Source organism: Pseudomonas sp. GL_135 (assembly GCF_057834665.1).
The window spans coordinates 3,329,623-3,349,780 of the sequence record NZ_CM174408.1; the positions used below are offsets into that span (position 1 = coordinate 3,329,623).

Annotated in this window: 17 protein-coding genes and 4 tRNA genes; 5 read left to right on the forward strand and 16 right to left on the reverse strand. The window is 61.2% G+C overall.

What is annotated here, in order from left to right:
- The first annotated feature begins 39 nt into the window (after positions 1-39).
- Both AC3ISG_RS14680 and AC3ISG_RS14685 read left to right on the forward strand, forming a co-directional pair.
- The gene (locus AC3ISG_RS14680; RefSeq protein ID WP_489297297.1) at positions 40-1,179 is read left to right on the forward strand and encodes a Gfo/Idh/MocA family protein; all 1,140 of its coding nucleotides are present in this window, start codon (positions 40-42) and stop codon (positions 1,177-1,179) included.
- A 680-nt stretch (positions 1,180-1,859) separates the two neighbouring features.
- Positions 1,860-2,633: a TSUP family transporter gene (locus AC3ISG_RS14685; protein WP_489297298.1), complete on the forward strand. Its 774-nt coding sequence runs from the start codon at positions 1,860-1,862 to the stop codon at positions 2,631-2,633.
- Here AC3ISG_RS14685 and nudC read toward each other — a convergent pair.
- Both nudC and AC3ISG_RS14695 read right to left on the reverse strand, forming a co-directional pair.
- A complete protein-coding gene (gene nudC / locus AC3ISG_RS14690; RefSeq protein ID WP_489297299.1) occupies positions 2,595-3,449 on the reverse strand; it encodes an NAD(+) diphosphatase in 855 nt (284 codons plus the stop codon). The genes AC3ISG_RS14685 and nudC overlap by 39 nt on opposite strands.
- 89 nt (positions 3,450-3,538) lie before the next feature.
- Positions 3,539-4,351, reverse strand: coding sequence for a crotonase/enoyl-CoA hydratase family protein (locus tag AC3ISG_RS14695; RefSeq protein ID WP_489297300.1), 813 nt, complete (start codon positions 4,349-4,351; stop codon positions 3,539-3,541).
- Between the two features lie 284 nt (positions 4,352-4,635).
- Here AC3ISG_RS14695 and AC3ISG_RS14700 point away from each other — a divergent pair, with 284 nt between their 5' ends.
- Positions 4,636-6,120 (forward strand): ATPase domain-containing protein, encoded by a 1,485-nt coding sequence (locus AC3ISG_RS14700; protein ID WP_122538334.1) that lies wholly within the window; start codon positions 4,636-4,638, stop codon positions 6,118-6,120.
- Positions 6,117-8,147 (forward strand): response regulator, encoded by a 2,031-nt coding sequence (locus AC3ISG_RS14705; protein WP_489297301.1) that lies wholly within the window; start codon positions 6,117-6,119, stop codon positions 8,145-8,147. The genes AC3ISG_RS14700 and AC3ISG_RS14705 overlap by 4 nt, the downstream gene beginning before the upstream one ends.
- A gap of 62 nt (positions 8,148-8,209) precedes the next feature.
- Here the strand turns inward: AC3ISG_RS14705 and AC3ISG_RS14710 are convergent, their stop codons facing one another.
- The 5 genes from AC3ISG_RS14710 to leuC form a co-directional block, all read right to left on the reverse strand.
- On the reverse strand, positions 8,210-8,587 hold the full coding sequence (locus tag AC3ISG_RS14710; RefSeq protein WP_122538696.1) for a response regulator: 378 nt from the start codon (positions 8,585-8,587) through the stop codon (positions 8,210-8,212).
- A 418-nt stretch (positions 8,588-9,005) separates the two neighbouring features.
- Positions 9,006-10,118 (reverse strand): aspartate-semialdehyde dehydrogenase, encoded by a 1,113-nt coding sequence (asd, locus tag AC3ISG_RS14715; RefSeq protein WP_489297302.1) that lies wholly within the window; start codon positions 10,116-10,118, stop codon positions 9,006-9,008.
- A gap of 81 nt (positions 10,119-10,199) precedes the next feature.
- Entirely contained in the window at positions 10,200-11,282 is a 1,083-nt protein-coding gene (leuB, locus tag AC3ISG_RS14720; protein WP_272628778.1) for a 3-isopropylmalate dehydrogenase, read from the reverse strand.
- A gap of 162 nt (positions 11,283-11,444) precedes the next feature.
- A complete protein-coding gene (leuD, locus tag AC3ISG_RS14725; protein WP_122624245.1) occupies positions 11,445-12,083 on the reverse strand; it encodes a 3-isopropylmalate dehydratase small subunit in 639 nt (212 codons plus the stop codon).
- A 10-nt stretch (positions 12,084-12,093) separates the two neighbouring features.
- Positions 12,094-13,518: a 3-isopropylmalate dehydratase large subunit gene (leuC, locus tag AC3ISG_RS14730; protein ID WP_489297303.1), complete on the reverse strand. Its 1,425-nt coding sequence runs from the start codon at positions 13,516-13,518 to the stop codon at positions 12,094-12,096.
- Positions 13,519-13,673: 155 nt separating this feature from the next.
- Here leuC and AC3ISG_RS14735 point away from each other — a divergent pair, with 155 nt between their 5' ends.
- Positions 13,674-14,570, forward strand: coding sequence for a LysR family transcriptional regulator (locus tag AC3ISG_RS14735; RefSeq protein ID WP_489297304.1), 897 nt, complete (start codon positions 13,674-13,676; stop codon positions 14,568-14,570).
- A gap of 52 nt (positions 14,571-14,622) precedes the next feature.
- Here AC3ISG_RS14735 and AC3ISG_RS14740 read toward each other — a convergent pair whose 3' ends face one another.
- From AC3ISG_RS14740 to gltX, 9 genes are all read right to left on the reverse strand, one after another.
- Positions 14,623-15,066 (reverse strand): Hsp20 family protein, encoded by a 444-nt coding sequence (locus AC3ISG_RS14740; protein ID WP_122538320.1) that lies wholly within the window; start codon positions 15,064-15,066, stop codon positions 14,623-14,625.
- Between the two features lie 114 nt (positions 15,067-15,180).
- The gene (locus AC3ISG_RS14745; protein WP_122624242.1) at positions 15,181-16,140 is read right to left on the reverse strand and encodes a tRNA-dihydrouridine synthase family protein; all 960 of its coding nucleotides are present in this window, start codon (positions 16,138-16,140) and stop codon (positions 15,181-15,183) included.
- A 75-nt stretch (positions 16,141-16,215) separates the two neighbouring features.
- Entirely contained in the window at positions 16,216-16,656 is a 441-nt protein-coding gene (locus AC3ISG_RS14750) for an acyl-CoA thioesterase (RefSeq protein ID WP_122624241.1), read from the reverse strand.
- A gap of 551 nt (positions 16,657-17,207) precedes the next feature.
- Positions 17,208-17,747, reverse strand: coding sequence for a TetR/AcrR family transcriptional regulator (locus tag AC3ISG_RS14755; RefSeq protein WP_489297305.1), 540 nt, complete (start codon positions 17,745-17,747; stop codon positions 17,208-17,210).
- 198 nt (positions 17,748-17,945) lie between these two features.
- Positions 17,946-18,021, reverse strand: a tRNA-Glu gene (locus AC3ISG_RS14760).
- 54 nt (positions 18,022-18,075) lie between these two features.
- Positions 18,076-18,151, reverse strand: a tRNA-Ala gene (locus AC3ISG_RS14765).
- A gap of 51 nt (positions 18,152-18,202) precedes the next feature.
- Positions 18,203-18,278, reverse strand: a tRNA-Glu gene (locus tag AC3ISG_RS14770).
- Between the two features lie 83 nt (positions 18,279-18,361).
- Positions 18,362-18,437: transfer RNA gene (locus AC3ISG_RS14775), tRNA-Ala, on the reverse strand.
- 206 nt (positions 18,438-18,643) lie between these two features.
- Positions 18,644-20,125 (reverse strand): glutamate--tRNA ligase, encoded by a 1,482-nt coding sequence (gene gltX, locus AC3ISG_RS14780; protein WP_489297306.1) that lies wholly within the window; start codon positions 20,123-20,125, stop codon positions 18,644-18,646.
- Between the last annotated feature and the right edge of the window lie 33 nt (positions 20,126-20,158).

Consider the following 20,158-nt stretch of genomic DNA (forward strand, 5'->3'; position numbering starts at 1 on the left):
ATTTTCCGCACAACAACAGGTCTCAAAGGACACGCTGTCATGCGCGGGAATTCTCTTCCAGAACTGGGCGTCGGCCTGATCGGCACGGGTTTCATGGGTCGGGCTCATGCCCTGGCGTTCCACAACGCACGCACCACCTTCGATCTTCCCTTCAACCTCAAGCTCGTCGCGCTGGCCGATGCGGATGCTGTGCGCGCGGAACAGTGCGCAACCGGTTGGGGGTTCGAACGCAGTCATGGCAACTGGCAACAGTTAATCAGTGATCCGGCGGTGAACCTGGTGGCAATCACCACGCCGAACCTGCTGCATTTCCCCATGGCGATGGCGGCCCTTGACGCGGGCAAAGCGGTGTATTGCGAGAAGCCGCTGGCGGTGAGTCTGGAACAGGCGCGGGAGATGCAGGCGGCGGCGCGCAAGGCCGGCGTCGTGACGAGGGTGGGCTACAACTACCAGCACAATCCGATCATCGGGCTGGCGAAGCAGATGATCGAAAGCGGTGAGCTGGGGCGGATCGTCAGTTTTCAGGGGGAGTTCAGCGAGGACTTCATGGGCGATGGGCTGTCGCCGTGGTCCTGGCGCTGCGAGGAGTCCCATGCCGGCGGCGCCCTGGCCGACCTCGGCAGCCATTTGCTGGCGATGGCGCGGTACCTGCTCGGCGACGTCGACGCGGTGTGCGCGGACTCGCAAACGGTGCACCCACAACGCCCGGCCACCCGCGGCAGTGAAGAGCAACGGGCGATCAGCATCGATGACCAGACTTACGCCCTGCTGCGCTTTGCCAACGGCGCGCGGGGTACGTTCGGCAGCAGTTGGCTCAAGCACGGCTACAAGAACCACTTGAGCTTCGAGATCGGCGGCACCGAAGGCACGTTGTCGTTTGATCAAGAACGTTTGAACGAGCTGCGGTTGTACCGGGCAGGATCCCCCGGACGCGACGGATTTCAGCGAATTCTGGCGGGGCCCGCGCAACCGGGGTATGCGTCTTTCTGCCCGGCGCCGGGACATCAGCTGGGGTACAACGAGCTCAAGACGCTGGAAGTGCACGAACTGATTCAGGCGCTGGGTGGGCAGGGTTCAAACGGGACCGATTTTGCCGAAGCCATGGCAGTCGAGCGCCTGGCCACAGCGATTCGCGTGGCGGCGAAGGAGATGCGCTGGGTGAGTCTTTCGGATATTTGAGCCAGGTGTCATGCCGCGAGATTGATTGTGTTCACACCGGCCTCTTCCCGGCTGAAGCCGGTCCCACAATAAGAGCGTGCACCCCCTGACACACCGCGCGGGCTGTGAGTGGGACTGGCTTTAGCCGGGAAGACGTCAGGCTGCACACCGCGAGATTGATTGTGTTCACACCGGCCTCTTCCTGGCTGAAGCCGGTCCCACAACAAGAGCGTGCACCCCCTGACACACCGCGCTCGCTGTGAGTGGGACTGGCTTTAGCCGGGAAGGCGTCAGGTGCCACACCGCGAGATTGATTGTGTTCACACCGGCCTCTTCCCGGCTGAAGCCGGTCCCACAATAAGAGCGTGAACCCCCTGACACACCGCGCACGTTGTTAGTGGGACTGGCTTTAGCCGGGAAGGCGTCAGGCTGCACACCGCGAGATTGAGGGCGTTCGCGCCGGCCTCTTCCTGGCTGAAGCCGGTCCCACAACAAGAGCGTGCACCCCCTGACACACCGCGCTCGCTGTGAGTGGGACTGGCTTTAGCCGGGAAGGCGTCAGGTGCCACACCGCGAGATTGATTGTGTTCACGCCGGCCTCTTCCCGGCTGAAGCCAGTCCTACTCCACCGTCCGCCTTGCAGGTAGAATGCTGCGCTTCCGGGCAGCCATTCTGCCCATCTGCCCGATAAGCACCTTCCCATGCCTTTCGAACTCACCGTTGAACCCACCACCCTGCTGGTGCTGGCTGTCGTTGCCTTTGTCGCCGGTTTCATCGACGCCATCGCCGGTGGCGGCGGTCTGTTGACCACACCTGCCCTGCTCACTGCCGGCCTGCCGCCGCATCTGGTGTTGGGCACCAACAAGCTCAGCTCGACCTTCGGCTCGGCGACCGCCAGCTACACCTTTTATCGCCGCAAGCTGTTTCACCCGGCGCAGTGGAAACGCGCGTTGATCGGTACGGCGGTGGGAGCGCTGATCGGCGCGGTCGTCGCACATTATCTGCCTGCCGAGCTGCTGAATCAGATGCTCCCGGTGATCGTGTTCGGCTGCGGGCTTTACCTGCTGTTCGGCGGCACGCCCAAAGCACCGCTGGACAGCAACGCGCCGATCAAGACCAAATGGCAGGTGCCCCAAGGCCTCGGGCTGGGCTTTTACGACGGGGTGGCCGGGCCCGGCACCGGGGCGTTCTGGACCGTCAGCACGCTGCTGATCTACCCGGTGGATCTGGTGAAAGCCAGCGGCGTGGCGCGCAGCATGAACTTCGTGAGCAACGCCGCTGCGCTGATGATCTTCGCCATCAATGGCTCGGTGGACTGGGTGATCGGATTGACGATGGGCGTGGCGGTGATGGCCGGCGCCTTCATGGGCGCCAGAACCGCGATCAAGGGCGGCGCCAAGTTCATCCGCCCGGTGTTCATCACCGTGGTGCTGGGGTTAACCGTCCGCCTGGCCTGGCAACACTGGTTCAACTGAGCCTGAGCGCTGGGCCAGGTAAAGATCGATCAAATAGCGCGCAATCGAGCGACTGGCCGGCAATGGCGGCAGGTCGTGGATGCTGAACCACTGGGCGTCTTCGATTTCGTCTGCCTGGGGCACGATCTCGCCGCTGGCGTATTCGGCGTGAAAGCCGAGCATCATCGAGTGCGGGAACGGCCAGCACTGGCTGCCCTTGTACTGGATGTTCCTGACCGTCACCTGCACCTCTTCCATCACCTCGCGGCGCACGCAATCCTCGGCCGACTCTCCGGGCTCGGCGAATCCGGCCAGCGTGCTGTACACCCCGGTCACGAAACGCGGTGAACGCGCCAGCAGCACTTCGTCGCCGCGGGTGATCAGTACGATCATGCTCGGCGAGATCCGCGGATAAGCACGCAGATCGCAATGCGGGCAATACATCGCCCGCTCCCCCGGCACCTGCCGGGCCGGCTGGCCGCAACTGCCACAAAAACGATGTTCACGGGCCCAGGTGCTGATCTGCGCCGCGTAACCGAGCATCTGGAACACCTCGGCGTCGTCGGCGAGCATGAACTGGCGCAGGGTTTGCCACTGCGCACCCTCTACATCCAACGCCTGCGCATCTCGAAGTGTCTGCACGTACACCGGCTCGCCGTCAAAATGGCCAATGCCGTGCTCATGCATCAAGGACAAATCCTGCCGCTTGAGCCACTCGCGCGGGAACAGCACGCCGTTGCTGTCCTTCAAAAAGCCCTGGTCACTCTGAACCACAGCCCAACCGCCGGGTGCCTGAACATCAAGCACAGCGGTGGTCCAACGCTTCGGGCGTGTCATGCCTCAACTCCTCTGATCACCGACCTGACCGTCTGCAGCTTGATGAAGCGCTCAGAAGCGGCAGGCAGTTATGCATTCAAATAGGTCAGTCAATTGTCGAAGACCGGCTTTTGTTTGCTCATGTGAGCCACCATTGCCAGCTTCAGGTCGGCCGATTGCAACATGGCAGCGTTCCAGGTGGCAACGTATTCGAGGCCGTCGTCCACGCTGTGATCGCGCATGTAGCCGATCATGCGCTTGCTGCCGCTGATGGCGATGGGTGATTTGCTTGCGATGTCACGGGCGATGGCGAACACGCCGTCGAGCAGCTGCGGCAGGTCGGTGAACGTGCGGTTGACCAGGCCAATACGCAGCGCTTCTTCGGCACCGACGTTACGCCCGGTGTAGGCCATTTCGCGCATCATGCCATCGCCGATCAAGCGCGGCAGGCGCTGCAACGTGCCAACGTCTGCCGCCATGCCCATGTCGATCTCGCGAATGGAAAACAGCGCATCGTCTGCCGCATAGCGCATGTCACAGGCGCTGATCAGGTCGATGGCGCCGCCGATGCAGTAGCCCTGAATGGCCGCGAGCACCGGTTTGCTGCAGCGGTCGACAACGCTGAAGGATTCCTGCATCTGCAGGATCTTGCGCCTCAGCAGGCGCGCGTTGCGGCCCACGTCCTTGCCCAGCTCGTTGGCTACCGACGCGAGCAGCGTCAGGTCAATGCCGGCTGAAAAGTGCTTGCCGGCGCCACTGAGCACGACCACGCGGACGTCGTCGGTGTCCTCGATCCAGCGGAAAATCTTGACGATCTCCTGCCAGAACGCCGCGTTCATCGCGTTGATTTTTTCCGGGCGATTGATTTGCACATGGGCAATGTGGTCGGCCAGTTCGACCTTGAACGCACTGTAGTCAGACACGATGTTGATCCTTCCGGGGTCAGACGAGGTTTATTCCTTGACGCCGGATCATAGCAAGTCAGTATGTGCGCTCGCAGGCCACGGTTGCGCCATTTGCCGGACGGCGAATATGGCGGAAACCCCAGCAGATGCCACTGATCGGCCAGTAAGAAAACTGAACGGTCTTACCCGGTAACGGTCCAGAGTGTTGGCTACACGGGATCGGATTTTCACGACCCTGACGGCCTGGGCAGCCGAACCTGCTTTGGCGCCCGACACTTTCTCAGGTCGCAAGAGGGCGATTCTTGACTACATCAAAAGCGGCAACCGGTATCGTGGGCCTGGACGACATCCTCGCGGGTGGTCTTTCACGCAGCCACGTGTTTCTCCTGGAAGGAGAGCCCGGCACCGGCAAGACCACCGTCGCGCTGCAGTTTCTGCTGGCGGGTTCAGCAGCGGGCGAACGGGGTCTGTACATTACGTTGTCTGAAACCGAGCGCGAATTGCGCGACGGCGCACGTTCCCACGGCTGGGAGCTGGACGAGAACATTTCGGTGTTCGAGCTGACGCCCCCTGAAGACCTGTTGAACGCTGCCCATCAGCAGAGTTTGCTGTACTCCTCTGACCTTGAGCTGGGCGAGGCGACCAAGCAGATTTTCGAAATTGTGGAAAAGGTCAAACCATCCCGGGTGATCATCGACAGCCTTTCGGAAATTCGTCTGCTGGCACAGAGTTCGTTGCGTTACCGCCGGCAGATCCTGGCGATCAAGCACTATTTCGCGCGCTACGACACGACAGTTGTCCTGCTCGACGACCTCACCACCGAGTCCCTGGATAAAACCGTGCACAGTGTGGCCCACGGCGTCATCCGCCTTGAAGGCCTGACGCCGACCTACGGCGCCGAGCGCCGCCGCCTGCGGGTGGTGAAGTACCGCGGCCAGAAATACCGCGGGGGCTATCACGACTTCAACATCATGGATGGCGGCATTCAGGTATTCCCTCGCCTGGTGGCGGCCGAGCACCGCGCCGGGTATGTCAGCCGACAGCTCAGCAGCGGCATCAAGGAAATCGATGCCCTGCTCGGGGGCGGACTGGACAGCGGCTCCAGCACGGTGATTCTGGGGCCTGCAGGCACCGGCAAATCACTGATTTCTCTGACATTTGCCGCGGCGGCAGTAGCGCGCGGCGAGAAGGCAGCGCTGTTTATTTTCGATGAAGAACTGGGCCTGCTGTACACGCGGATGCGCAACCTCGGCATTGATCTGCGCGCCCTTGAAGCCACCGGGAATCTGCTGATCGAGCAAGTCGACGCTGCCGAACTGTCCCCGGGTGAATTTGCCCACCGCGTTCGCCGCTGTGTTGACGAACTGGGCATCCAGACCGTGGTGATCGACAGCCTGAACGGTTACCAGGCCGCGATGCCTGAAGAGAACGCGCTGGTCCTGCACGTGCACGAATTGCTGCTCTACCTCAACCGTCATGGCGCCTCGACGTTCATGACCGTCGCCCAGCACGGCCTGGTCGGCGACATGCAGACCCCGGTGGACATCACCTACCTCGCCGATTCGGTGATCCTGCTGCGTTACTTCGAAGCGCTGGGTCAGGTCCGTCGGGCCATTTCTGTCATCAAAAAACGCACAGGCACCCATGAGTCAACCATTCGTGAATATCGCATCAGTTCGTCCGGCATGACCATCGGCGAACCACTGGAAGCCTTTCAGGGCGTATTGCGTGGCATCCCTCAGTATCACGGTGAGAACAATCCGCTGCTGCGGGACACTGACGCGTGAGCACGCCGGGACAGCTATCGGAGCGGGCCATTATCCTGGCCCCCCTTGGGCGGGACAGCCAGATCGCGTTGACGATGCTGCAGGAAGCCGGCTACCCGGCGATGATTACCGGTGACCTTGCGCAGCTGTGCAGTGAGCTGATGGCCGGTGCCGGTCTGGCAATCATCGCCGACGAGGCCCTGCGCAATGCGGACATCAACCCGCTGCTGAGGCTGCTGGCCCATCAGCCGGCCTGGTCGGACTTCCCTATCGTGTTGCTGACCCACCATGGAGGCCCGAAGCAGAATCCGTCAGCCCACTTGGGCAAAATGCTTGGCAACGTCACATTTCTGGAGCGCCCGTTTCATCCTGCGACGCTTATCAGTCTGGTGAGCACAGCGGTGCGCGGCCGTCGACGACAATACGAAGCCCGCACGCGCCTGGAAGAACTGCTGGAAAGCGAACAACGGCTGCAGCATGCACTGAAGGCTGGACGCCTGGGTTCCTGGCAGCTGGACACCGAATTTTTGGCGCTGGAGTGCTCGGACATCACCAAGGCGCATTTTGGCAGGGCCGAGCGCGACCCACTCTCCTACCACGACTGGCTGAGTTCGGTGCATGCCGAAGATCAGCCGCGCATGCAGTCGGCTCTGCAGCACACCCTGGACAGCGGCGCAGACTTCATCATCGAGTTTCGCAACGTCTGGCCGGACGGGTCGGTGCACTGGATCGATATTCGCGCACGGGCGATTCGGGCGCAGAACGGCCGCGTCAGCCTGCTTTCCGGTGTGACGTCGGACATCACCGAGCGCAAGCTGGCGGAACACCAGCTGCGCCGCCTCAACGAAACGCTGGAGCAGCAAGTCGAAGAACGCACCTCGCAGTTGCGTCATAACGAAGAAGTCCTGCGTCAGTCGCAGAAAATGGAAGCCGTGGGCCAGCTGACCGGCGGTATCGCCCACGACTTCAACAATATGCTGACCGGGATCATCGGCAGCCTCGAGCTGCTGAGGCGGCGTCTGGCACGGGGTCGCACCGACGATCTCGATGGCCTTATCGACCTCGGTGTGACGTCGGCCAACCGCGCTGCGGCCCTGACCCATCGCCTGCTGGCGTTCTCGCGGCGCCAATCGCTCGACCCCAAGCCGGTCTTGATGAACGACCTGGTCAACTCCATGGGCGAACTGCTGAATCGCAGCGTCAATGAGAGCATCCGCCTCGACATGTGCCTGGACCCGGAACTGTGGACCGCCGAGGCCGACCCGAACCAGCTGGAAAGCGCCCTGCTCAACCTGGTGCTCAACGCCCGTGACGCCATGCCAGACGGCGGCATGCTGATGATCGAGACCTTCAACCGCCATCTCGACCGCGAGTTCACCAACGCCTACGAGAACCTGCTGCCGGGCGACTACGTGGTGCTCAGCGTCCGCGACACGGGCTGCGGGATGCCAGAGAACGTCATCAGCCGGGCGTTCGATCCGTTTTTCACCACCAAACCCATCGGCCAGGGTACCGGTCTCGGCTTGTCGATGATCTACGGCTTCAGCAAGCAGTCACACGGTCACGTCGCGATCGAGAGCCAAGTGGGCGATGGCACCACGGTGCAGCTGTTCCTGCCGCGTTATCAGGGCGCCGAACAGCAAGAGGCCCCCGCCCTTCCCAGCGACACACCCCAGGCCCGTGAGGGCGAAACCATTCTGCTGGTTGAAGACGATCCGGCCGTGCGCGCGCTGGTCAGCCAGGTGCTGAGCGAACTGGGTTATGCGTACGTGGAAGCCGGTGATGCGGTCGGGGCGATTCCGATTCTGGAATCGAGCCAGCGTATCGACCTCATGATCAGCGATGTCGGCCTGCCCGGCATGAATGGACGTCAATTGGCGGACATCGGCCGACAGCTGCGGGCTGACCTGAAAGTGCTGTTCATCACCGGCTACGCGGAAAACGCCAGCGCCCGCTCGGGCTTTCTCGAGGAAGGTATGCAGATGATCACCAAGCCATTTGCCTTTGACCAACTGACGGCCAAGGTGCGGGAGATGATCGAGATCTGAAGCAGGACGGGTTTAGACACACAAGCCGGCGATTGCCGGCTTTGTTGTTTGTTGTGGCAGGCTCAGTTGAGCAGGGTCTGGATCTGCAAATGCAGCGTTTCCATGGTGAACGGCTTGGCCAGGATCGGCGCCTTTTTGGTGATCGGGCTACCACAATCCACGATCTCTGCCGGGTAGCCACTGATGAAGATAACCTTGAGCTCCGGTCGCAGCTTGACGGCGGGCTCAGCGATCATCACGCCCGACACCCCGCCCGGCAGGCGGTAATCGGTGATCATCAGATCGAGGTGGGGTTTGGTGGCAAGAATTTCGAATGCCTGCTCCCCGTTCTCCGCCTGCAACACCCGATAGCCTTCGCCCGAGAGGTAATCGGACAGCAGCATCAGAATGAGCGGCTCGTCTTCGACGATGAGTACGACATTTTCTGCATCAGAGCTCATTTGAACGCCTTTGATCTTATAGATAGCTGCCAATACGACCATGGGCCGCGCCGGAGGTTGCGCGGATCATCAGTTATTTGATGAGGGCCTGTGGGGGCTGAGGATGGGGCGGCCTGACCGCCGAAGGATCTCTGGCAGATGGATTCAGAAGGCCATCTTGCGATTCAACAGGGCTGTTGCCATCGCATCGTTACAGGTCGCGACGGCTAGGAAATCGCCATACCAGCCAACCCGTAGAGCGAAGAGCTGTTCAAGATCCGCGTCTGCCATCGGCTGCCCCGGACGATGACTGATGATGTGTAAACGAAGTGTTTGAACCGGTGTAAACGAGGTATCCCGGCTGTGCAGCGGTTTTGAAAAGCAACTCGCCGAAGGCGGTGCAGCTCTGCCGCGAGGAAGAGCTGCAGTCACCGCAAAATCAACGCTCGAGCAGAATGCGCAACATCCGACGCAACGGCTCGGCCGCACCCCACAACAACTGGTCACCCACGGTGAACGCGCCCAGATACTGCGACCCCATGTTCAACTTGCGCAAACGCCCTACCGGGATATTCAAGGTGCCGGTCACCGACGTCGGGCTCAGCTCTTGAATGCTCGATTCGCGGTTGTTCGGGACCAGCTTCACCCACGGGTTGTGCTGACTGATCATCCCTTCGATGTCCGCAATCGGCACATCCTTGTTCAGCTTGATGGTCAGCGCCTGGCTGTGGCACCGCATCGCACCGATGCGCACGCAAATGCCGTCGACCGGAATCGGGCTCTTGAAACGGCCCAGAATCTTGTTCGTCTCCGCCTGCCCTTTCCACTCCTCGCGGCTCTGACCGTTCGGTAGCTCCTTGTCGATCCACGGAATCAGACTGCCCGCCAGGGGCACGCCGAAGTTCTCGGTCGGAAAGCCCTCGCCGCGCATCGCCTCAGCCACCTTGCGGTCGATGTCCAGAATCGCGCTGGCAGGGTTTGCCAGTTCGTCGGCCACTGACGCATTGATCGCGCCCATCTGCTTGATCAGCTCACGCATGTTCTGCGCACCGGCGCCGGAAGCCGCCTGATACGTCATGACGTTCATCCACTCCACCAGACCGGCCTCGAACAGCCCGCCCAGGCCCATCAGCATCAAACTGACGGTGCAGTTGCCGCCGATGTAGTTCTTGGTGCCGGCGTCCAGCTGCTGGTCGATGACCTTGCGGTTGACCGGGTCGAGGATGATCACCGCATCGTCCTGCATGCGCAGGGACGACGCCGCGTCGATCCAGTAACCCTGCCAGCCTGCTTCACGCAGCTTGGGGAATACTTCGCTGGTGTAGTCGCCGCCCTGGCAGGTCAGCACCACGTCCAGGGTCTTGAGCTCGTCGATGCTGTAGGCATCTTTGAGCGGCGCGACATCCTTGCCCACGGACGGGCCTTGGCCGCCGACGTTGGAGGTGGTGAAAAAAACCGGCTCAATGAGATCGAAATCCTGCTCTTCCAGCATGCGCTGCATGAGCACGGAACCGACCATCCCGCGCCAACCGACCAGACCTACACGTTTCATCGCAACTACACCTTAATTAAAAGTGGGGCCCCGACCGCAGAGAGCCAACGGGCTCAACCTGACAGTCGTGGGCCCGAGATATTACAGATTGCGCAGCGCGGCGACTACGGCGTCGCCCATTTCCTGCGTACCGACCCGTGCAGTGCCTTCGGACCAGATGTCGCCGGTGCGCAAACCCTGATCCAGCACCAGGCTGACGGCTTTCTCGATGGCGTCGGCAGCGGTGTGCTCGCTGAAGCTGTAACGCAACATCATCGACACCGACAGAATCGTTGCCAGCGGGTTGGCCACGCCTTTGCCGGCGATATCCGGCGCCGAACCGTGACAAGGCTCGTACATGCCCTTGTTGTTCGAGTCCAGCGATGCCGACGGCAGCATGCCGATGGAACCGGTGAGCATGGAGGCTTCGTCGGAAAGGATGTCGCCGAACATGTTGTCGGTGACGATCACGTCGAACTGCTTCGGTGCGCGGACCAGCTGCATGGCAGCGTTGTCGACGTACATGTGGCTGAGTTCGACGTCCGGGTAATCCTTGGCGACCTGCTCGACGATTTCGCGCCACAACTGACTGGACGCCAGCACGTTGGCCTTGTCCACCGAGCAGAGCTTTTTGCCGCGCACGCGGGCCATGTCAAAGCCGACACGGGCAATACGGCGAATCTCGCTTTCGCTGTAGGGCAACGTGTCGTAGGACTGACGCTCGCCGTTTTCCAGTTCGCGGGTGCCACGGGGAGCACCGAAATAGATGCCACCGGTCAGCTCGCGGACGATGAGGATGTCCAGGCCCGCCACGATCTCGGGCTTCAGGCTCGACGCATCGGCCAGCTGCGGGTAAAGAATCGCCGGACGCAGGTTGGCGAACAGGCCCAGTTGCGAGCGGATCTTCAGCAAGCCGCGCTCCGGACGAATGTCGCGGTCGATGGCGTCCCATTTCGGGCCGCCAACGGCGCCGAGCAACACTGCGTCAACAGAGCGGGCAAGCTCAAGGGTCTCATCTGCCAGCGGCACGCCGTGCTTGTCGATGGCCGCGCCGCCGATGACGTCGTGGCTCAGTTCGAAACCCAGCTGGTATTTCTGACTGGCCAGCTCCAGCACCTTGACCGCCTCGGCCATGATTTCCGGACCGATGCCATCACCTGGAAGAATCAGAATCTGCTTGCTCATAAAACCCTCGTTTCAGAATATGCGTCGAGCCGGTAGATGGTGCCAACTCGGGAGCGGCAAGCTCCAAGCGGGGAGCGGCAAGAATCAGCAGTCACACCGCGGTCAACTTGTCGCTTGAAGCTTGAAGCTTGAAGCTTGAAGCTTGAAGCTGATAATTGCCCCTCAGCGAAACAGCCAAGGCTGCGAAGCCCGATGCTTGCTCTCGAATGCTGCAATCGCCTCGCCGTCCACCAGGGTCAGGCCGATGTCGTCCAGGCCGTTGAGCAGGCAGTGCTTGCGGAAGGCATCGATCTCGAAGCGGTACACCTTGCCATCTTCGCGGGTAACCGTCTGCGCTTCCAGGTCCACGTTCAACTGATAGCCCGGTGTGGCTTCGACCACCTTGAACAGCTCATCGACTTCGCTTTCGCTGAGGATGATCGGCAGTAGGCCGTTCTTGAAGCTGTTATTGAAGAAGATGTCCGCGTAGCTCGGCGCGATGATGCTGCGAAAACCGTACTCTTCCAGCGCCCACGGGGCGTGTTCGCGACTTGAGCCGCAGCCGAAGTTTTCCCGGGCCAGCAAGACGCTGGCGCCCTGGTAGCGCTCGGCGTTGAGCACGAAATCCGGGTTCAGCGGACGCTTGCTGTTGTCCTGATACGGCTGACCCACGTCGAGGTAGCGCCACTCGTCAAACAGGTTCGGGCCAAAGCCGGTCCGGCGGATCGACTTCAGGAACTGCTTGGGGATGATCTGATCGGTGTCGACGTTGGCGCGATCCAGCGGAGCGACCAAACCGGTGTGTTGGGTAAAAGGCTTCATGCGGGGCTCCTTATGCCTGGCTCATGGTGCGAACGTCGACGAAACGGCCGTTGACCGCTGCCGCTGCCGCCATCGCCGGGCTGACCAGGTGAGTACGCCCACCGGCGCCCTGACGGCCTTCGAAGTTACGGTTGGAGGTGGACGCGCAGTGCTCGCCGCTCTCCAGGCGGTCCGGGTTCATCGCCAGGCACATCGAGCAGCCCGGCTCACGCCATTCGAAACCAGCTTCGATGAACACCTTGTCCAGCCCTTCCCTTTCGGCCTGTTCCTTCACCAGACCCGAGCCCGGCACGACGATCGCCTGCTTGACGGTCGACGCCACTTTACGGCCTTTGGCGATGTCCGCTGCGGCGCGCAGGTCTTCGATCCGCGAGTTGGTGCACGAGCCGATGAACACGCGATCCAGTTGAATATCGGTGATCGCCTGATTGGCTTTCAGGCCCATGTACTTCAAGGCGCGCTCGATGGAGCCACGCTTGACCAGATCGGCTTCCTGCGCCGGATCCGGCACGTTCTGATCCACGGCCACGACCATTTCCGGCGACGTGCCCCAACTGACTTGCGGCTTGATCTGGGTCGCGTCGAGCTCGACCACGGTGTCGAACACCGCGTCGTCGTCGGACACCAGGTCTTTCCAGGCCTCGACGGCTGCGTCCCACTGCTCGGCAGTCGGTGCGAAAGGACGACCCTTCACGTAGGCAATGGTCTTTTCATCGGTCGCCACCAGACCCACACGGGCGCCCGCTTCGATGGACATGTTGCAGATGGTCATACGGCCTTCGACGGACAGGTCGCGGATGGCGCTGCCGGCAAACTCGATGGCATGGCCGTTACCGCCGGCGGTGCCGATCTTGCCGATGATGGCCAGGACGATGTCCTTGGCGGTGACGCCGAACGGCAGCTTGCCTTCGACCTTCACTTGCATGTTCTTCATCTTCTTGGCGACCAGGCACTGGGTCGCGAGGACGTGCTCGACCTCGGAAGTGCCGATGCCGTGGGCCAATGCGCCGAATGCGCCGTGGGTCGAGGTGTGCGAGTCGCCGCAGACCACCGTCATGCCCGGCAAGGTCGCGCCCTGCTCCGGGCCGATGACGTGAACGATGCCCTGACGCACATCGTTCATCTTGAATTCGGTGATGCCGTACTCGTCGCAGTTGTCGTCCAGGGTCTTGACCTGCAAGCGCGACACCTGATCGACAATGGCGTCGACGCCGTCCTTGCGGTCAGGGGTGGTCGGCACGTTGTGATCGACGGTCGCAACGTTGGCGTCGATGCGCCACGGTTTGCGACGGGCCAGGCGCAAGCCTTCGAAAGCCTGAGGCGAAGTCACTTCGTGAATGATGTGACGGTCGATGTAGAGCAGCGCAGAGCCATCGTCGCGCTGCTTGACCAAATGCGAATCCCAGAGCTTGTCGTAGAGCGTTTTGCCGGCCATCAGACGGTTCCTCATCAGCGTATTTCTATGCCCCGGCCGCCGATGTCGCAATGACACCGTAAAGACCCTTGGCTTGTGGGGGTGATGCTATGGAATATGATTAAATAACTCAAATTCATATTTTTCATGCTTTGCATAACCAACAGGAATTCGAGATGGATCTGGCCAACCTCAATGCCTTTATTGCCATCGCCGAGACGGGCAGCTTCTCGGCGGCCGGAGAGCGACTGCACCTGACTCAGCCCGCCGTCAGCAAGCGCATCGCCGGTCTGGAGCAGCAGCTCGACGTTCGACTGTTTGATCGGCTGGGCCGCGAAGTCAGCCTGACGGAAGCCGGTCGCGCCCTTCTCCCCCGCGCTTATCAGATCCTCAATGTGCTGGACGACACCCGTCGTGCGCTGACTAACCTGAGTGGCGAAGTGACCGGGCGCCTGACCCTGGCGACGAGTCACCACATTGGCCTGCACCGTTTGCCTACGTTGTTAAGGGCGTTTACCAAGACTTATCCGGACGTTGCGCTGGACATTCAGTTTCTCGATTCGGAAGTGGCCTACGAAGAAATCCTCCATGGCCGTGCGGAGCTGGCGGTGATCACGTTGGCGCCCGAGCCCCACGCGCTGGTGAAAGCCGTGAAGGTCTGGGACGACCCCCTGGACTTCGTCGCCGCACCCGAGCACCCGCTGGCCAATCAGAAAAACGTCAGCCTGGCCGACATCGCAGGCTACCCGGCGGTGTTTCCGGGCGAGAACACCTTCACTCACCACATCGTCAGCGGACTCTGCGAAGCCCAGGGTCTGAAGCCGAATATCGCCATGAGCACCAACTACATGGAGACGATCAAGATGATGGTGTCCATCGGACTGGCGTGGAGCGTGCTGCCGCGCACGATGCTCGACGAGCAAGTCACGGCCATCCCGCTGCCGGGAATCCAGTTGCGCAGGCAGTTGGGGTATATCGTCCACACCGAACGCACGCTTTCAAATGCCGCGCGGGCGTTCATGGCGCTGCTGGATGCGCAGGCTTACGGGTTGACGCCATTGCAAACGCAATGAGCGCGCACAAAAAAAGGCGCCCCGCAGGGCGCCTTCTTACGCTGACTCGGGATCAGTGAGTCAGGGTTTTCTGAGCATTGATTTCGATGCGTTTTGGCTTGGCCTCTTCAGGCACCAGACGCAGCAGGTCAATGTTCAACAGGCCATTGGCCAAAGCAGCGTTTTTGACCTCGATGTGGTCAGCCAGGCGGAACGACAGCTTGAATGCACGCTGGGCGATGCCCTGGTGCAGGAAGGTCACGCCTTCCGCGGTGTTCTCGCGCTTGTTGCCGGTGACGGTCAATACGCCCTTCTCGACTTGCAACTCCAGATCTTCCTCCTGGAACCCCGCCGCCGCGATGACGATGCGGTATTGGTCATCAGCGTGTTTCTCGACGTTGTAGGGAGGGTAGCTGCTGGCGGACTCGTTGCGCGCCGCCGACTCGAACAGGTCGTTGAAGCGGTCGAAGCCAACGGAGTGACGGAACAGTGGAGCCAGGGAAAATGCAGTAGTCATCTGAAAATCTCCTGATAAATCAGCAAGTGGTTATCTCCGCGACCCGACTTCGGCATCGCGTCATCCCAAAATAGGGACGGCCATTTGCGTTTCAAGAGTCCTCAAAAAAAATTTTCAGGCGGCTTCCGGCACGCTCACACCGAGCATCTGGCTGATCCGCTCGCAGTCGGTTTCGCGGCGCAGGGCATCGAACAGCACCGTCGCTTCGGGGTAGCTTTTGGTCAGCAGGACCACCCATTGCTTGAGCCGGCCCGGTGCCTGAACGCGGGTCATCTTGGCCATGGCCTGCAGCCAGAAGTCTCGCAGCAGAGGCTGCAGCTCGATCCAGGTCATGGGGATGACCTCACGCCCGGCCTGCGCGGCGGCAATCTGCCGGCCCAGGTCCGGACGCGCCACCAGACCGCGACCAATCATGATGTCGCGGGCCCCGCAGATTTCCCGGCAGCGGCGCCAGTCGTCAACGGTCCAGATCTCGCCATTGGCAATGATCGGGATCTTCACCACGTCCTGAATCTTGCCAATCCACTCCCAGTGCGCTGGCGGCTTGTAGCCGTCGACCTTGGTCCGTGCGTGAACGACGATGTGTTCCGCGCCGCCTGCTTCCAGCGCCCGGGCGCAATCAAGGGCCGGCTCGGTGCTGTCATAGCCCAGTCGCATCTTGGCGGTGACCGGAATGTGTGCCGGCACGGCGCGACGTACGTGGCTAAGAATCGTGTGCAGCAGCTCCGGCTCCTTGAGCAACACCGCCCCGCCCCGGGACTTGTTGACCGTCTTGGCCGGGCAGCCGAAATTCAGGTCAATGACCGGGGCGCCCAGTTCGGCCGCGAAGGCTGCATTCTCGGCCAGGCACACCGGGTCAGAACCCAGCAATTGCACACGCAGCGGCACGCCGGCGCGGGTTTTCGAGCCCTGCAACAACTCGGATGCGAGCTTGTGGAAGTAATGCTCCGGCAGCACGCGCTCGGTCACCCGGATGAATTCGGTCACGCACCAGTCGATGCCGCCGACCTGCGTCAGCACGTCGCGCAGGATGTCGTCGACCAGGCCTTCCATGGGTGCCAGGGCAATTTGCATGGGTCACACTCGGAAAAAAGTCAGGCAGTTTACGCAGAGGCCGGCGGATTGGATACGGGTCAAGCGTGCCGGACGTCAGGAGACTGTGCTGTGCAGCCCCGCGGCGTAGCCGTCGATGAACTCGCTCGGCATGCGCTTGGGTTTGCCCGACGACAGTTCAATGCAGACAAAGGTGGTTTGCGCCCGCAGCAATGTCATGCCGTCACTGGGACGTTTGAGCTGGAAGCGCCGGGTCATTTTCAGACGCTGGTCCCAGTCGACGATCCAGGTCGCCAATTGCAGCTCGTCATCCTGATACGCGCTGGCCAGGTAGTCGATTTCGTGACGCACCACGGCCATGGCCCGGTCGAGTCGGCGGTACTCGGTCAGGTCCAGCCCAAGTTGCTGCGAATGCCGCCATGCGCAGCGTTCGAGCCAGGTGACGTACACAGCGTTGTTGGCGTGACCCAAGCCATCGATGTCCTCCTCGCCCACCTGCAGATCGATGACGAACGGCGTTGCCAGATCCCAGACCATTTCTTCCTGCCTCCTCGGTTCATCCTGCGGGCAGTGTAACCAAAAGCATCGGACAAAGCTGATGGCGGGCTTGCCTGACCAAAGATTGAGGTGTCCCCGCCGGCCCCTTCCCGGCTGAAGCCAGTCCCACTAAATGACCGCGTGCATTTAGTGGGACTGGCTTTAGCCGGTCCCACGACTGACCGCGCGTGTTTAGTGGGACTGGCTTTAGCCGGGAATGCGTCGGGTGTCAGAATGCAAATTGAGGGCGCCTGCACTGGCCTCTTCCCGGCTGAAGCCGGTCCCACTGACTGACCGCGCGCATCTTGTAGGACTGGCTTTAGCCGGGAATGCGTCGGGTGTCACAACGCGAAATTGAGGGTGCCTGCATTGGCCTCTTCCTTGCTGAAGCCAGTCCCACTGACTGACCGCGTACATTTAGTGGGACTGGCTTTAGCCGGGAAGGCGTCGGACGTAACACCGCAAGATTGAGGTTGCTTATGCTGGCCCCTTCCCGGCTGAAGCCGGTCCTACTACTGGAAAGGCTGGCGACAAAGGATGTCCTGCCTGACTCAGACCACCGCCGACTTCGCCGCCCTCAGCACTCGATCCGACAGTTCGCCGGGGCCCAGGGCCCGGGCGAGCGCCAGACCACCGACCATCAAGGCGATGTCGGCCAGGGTCTTGTCGGCCTCCTCCGGGCTTGCAGCGAGTTGCGCCACCATCAGTTCGACATGTTCCGCCAGGACGTTGCGGAAATCGGCGGAGAGACGCGCCATCTCCCCGATCGCCGTCGGCAACGGGCATGCATGCTGTTGCGCGTCACGGTGCTTGCGCGACAGGTAGAACGCCGCCAGCAGCGCGCGCCGCTCATCGCCCGGTAACTGATCGTCGATCGTCGCAACCATCTCTCGGCGCTCGGCCAGCAACTGGCTGAAGGCTTCCAGCATCAGCGCTTCCTTGCTGTCGAAGTGCGCGTAGAAGCCACCCACGGTTAGCCCCGCTGCGCCCATGATCTCGTTGACGCTGGGTTCGATCGGGCCGCGCGCGATCAGCGCGGTGCTTGCAGCAGTGAGTATGCGTTCGCGGGTCTGTGCTTTTTTGTCGTTCATGACCGCCTCCGGGATGATGGCGATAATATTATCCTCATCATGTGCGTTGGCAAGGACGCAACCGATGTTTGAGATCAACGACCGGTGGATGAACGACTGGAGAGACATATTAAGGACAAGGTCTGGAACCAGACCCCAAAAAAACAAAAGGGCCATTCAATAATCGAATGACCCTTGGTCTCGCAGAGCGAGAAATCGTGGCGTCCCCTAGGGGACTCGAACCCCTGTTACCGCCGTGAAAGGGCGGTGTCCTAGGCCACTAGACGAAGGGGACGCAAAACCTTCGAGCAGATTCGTCGGTGACAACATGACGAACCCTGGCAGAAATTGGTGGAGCTAAGCGGGATCGAACCGCTGACCTCCTGCATGCCATGCAGGCGCTCTCCCAGCTGAGCTATAGCCCCGACTTTACGCCTCTCGGCGGAGATCAGCTTTAACGCATCACTCGGTGAAACTGGCGTCCCCTAGGGGACTCGAACCCCTGTTACCGCCGTGAAAGGGCGGTGTCCTAGGCCACTAGACGAAGGGGACGTAACCCTTGCGTACCGCATCGGTGCTGGTTCCGAAGCGGTACAAGCTTCAAGGCGGTAAAGCGACCCTTGAAGCTTCTAATTTGGTGGAGCTAAGCGGGATCGAACCGCTGACCTCCTGCATGCCATGCAGGCGCTCTCCCAGCTGAGCTATAGCCCCACATTACACTTGCAGAGAACGCTGCGTTACCGCGTGTTTCTGCGTTGCCGTGTGGACGGGGCGCATATTAAGTGCGACCCACAAAGCTGTCAAACTCTTTTTCAAACAATTCCAAAAGAATTTTCCGGGATAACAATCACTTACCGCCTCCCGCAAAAATGCCCCACGCCGGGCCATCCGGCAAATGCCCCATGGCCCGGCGTCGTTCAGCCAATGGCGCCGAGCAGCTTTTCCCACTCTTTATTCTCTTTCTTGGACACGCCGCCCAGCAGGTCCAGCGCCTGGCGCAGACGGAAACGGGTCAGGTCCGGACCAAGAATCTCCATCGCATCGGTCACTGATACCGAGTTTGCCTGACCGGTAATGGCGGCAAACATCAGCGGCATGGCATCGCGCAGCTTCAGTTCAAGGTGCTCGACCACGGCCTGAATGCAACCGGTGATCTTGTCCTTCTCCCACTGCCGCAGGGATTCCAGCTTCCACAGGATCAGTTGAATAACCTGACGCACCTGTTCCGGCGACAGCCTCTTGTGCTCAAACAGCTTCAGGTCCGGCGTCACGCCACCCGCGAAGAAGAAGCCGCCCAGTGGCGCGATCTGACTGAAGGTTTCGACGCGACCCTGAACGTGGGGCGCGATCTTCATCATGTAGTCGCTGTTGAACGCCCATTTCTGCACGCGGCTGGCGAACTCTTCCACCGGCAGCTCACGCAGCCACTGGCCGTTCAGCCAAGAGAGCTTCTCGATGTCGAAGATCGGGCCGCCTAGGGAGACGCGGGTCAGGTCGAAGTGTTCGACCATTTCGTCCAGCGAGAACTTTTCGCGCTCGTCCGGCATTGACCAGCCCATGCGGCCCAGATAGTTGAGCATCGCTTCGGGCATGAAGCCCATGCGCTCGTAGAACGTCACCGACGTCGGGTTCTTGCGCTTGGACAGCTTGCTCTTGTCCGGGTTACGCAGCAGCGGCATGTAGCACAGTGCCGGTTTTTCCCAGCCGAAGTATTCGTAGAGCAGGATCAGCTTCGGTGCCGACGGTAGCCATTCTTCTCCGCGCAACACGTGGGTGATGCCCATCAGGTGGTCGTCGACGACGTTGGCCAGGAAGTAGGTCGGCAGGCCGTCGGTCTTCATCAGGACCTGCATGTCCATGCGGTCCCAGGGGATTTCGACTTCGCCACGGAGGATGTCCGGCACCACGCAAACACCTTCGCTTGGCACCTTCATGCGGATCACATGGGGCTCGCCAGCGGCCAGGCGGCGCTCGACTTCTTCTTTCGAGAGCAACAGCGCGCGGCCGTCGTAGCGCGGGGTTTCGCCACGGGCGGTCTGCTCGGCGCGCATCTGGTCGAGCTCTTCGGCGGTGCAGAAACACGGGAAGGCATGACCGGCGTCGACCAGTTGCTGCACGTACTTCTTGTAGATGTCGCCGCGCTCGCTCTGGCGATACGGACCATGGGGACCACCGACATCGGGGCCTTCGCTCCATTCGATGCCGAGCCAGCGCAGAGCGTCGAAAATCTGTTGTTCGGACTCGCGGGTCGAGCGCAGTTGATCGGTGTCTTCAATGCGCAGGATGAATTCGCCGCCATGCTGCTTGGCGAAGCAATAGTTGAACAGCGCGATGTACGCCGTGCCAACGTGGGGGTCGCCGGTGGGCGATGGCGCGATGCGGGTGCGAACGGTGGTCATGGAAAATCCCGGATAGGTCGAACAAGCCGCGAA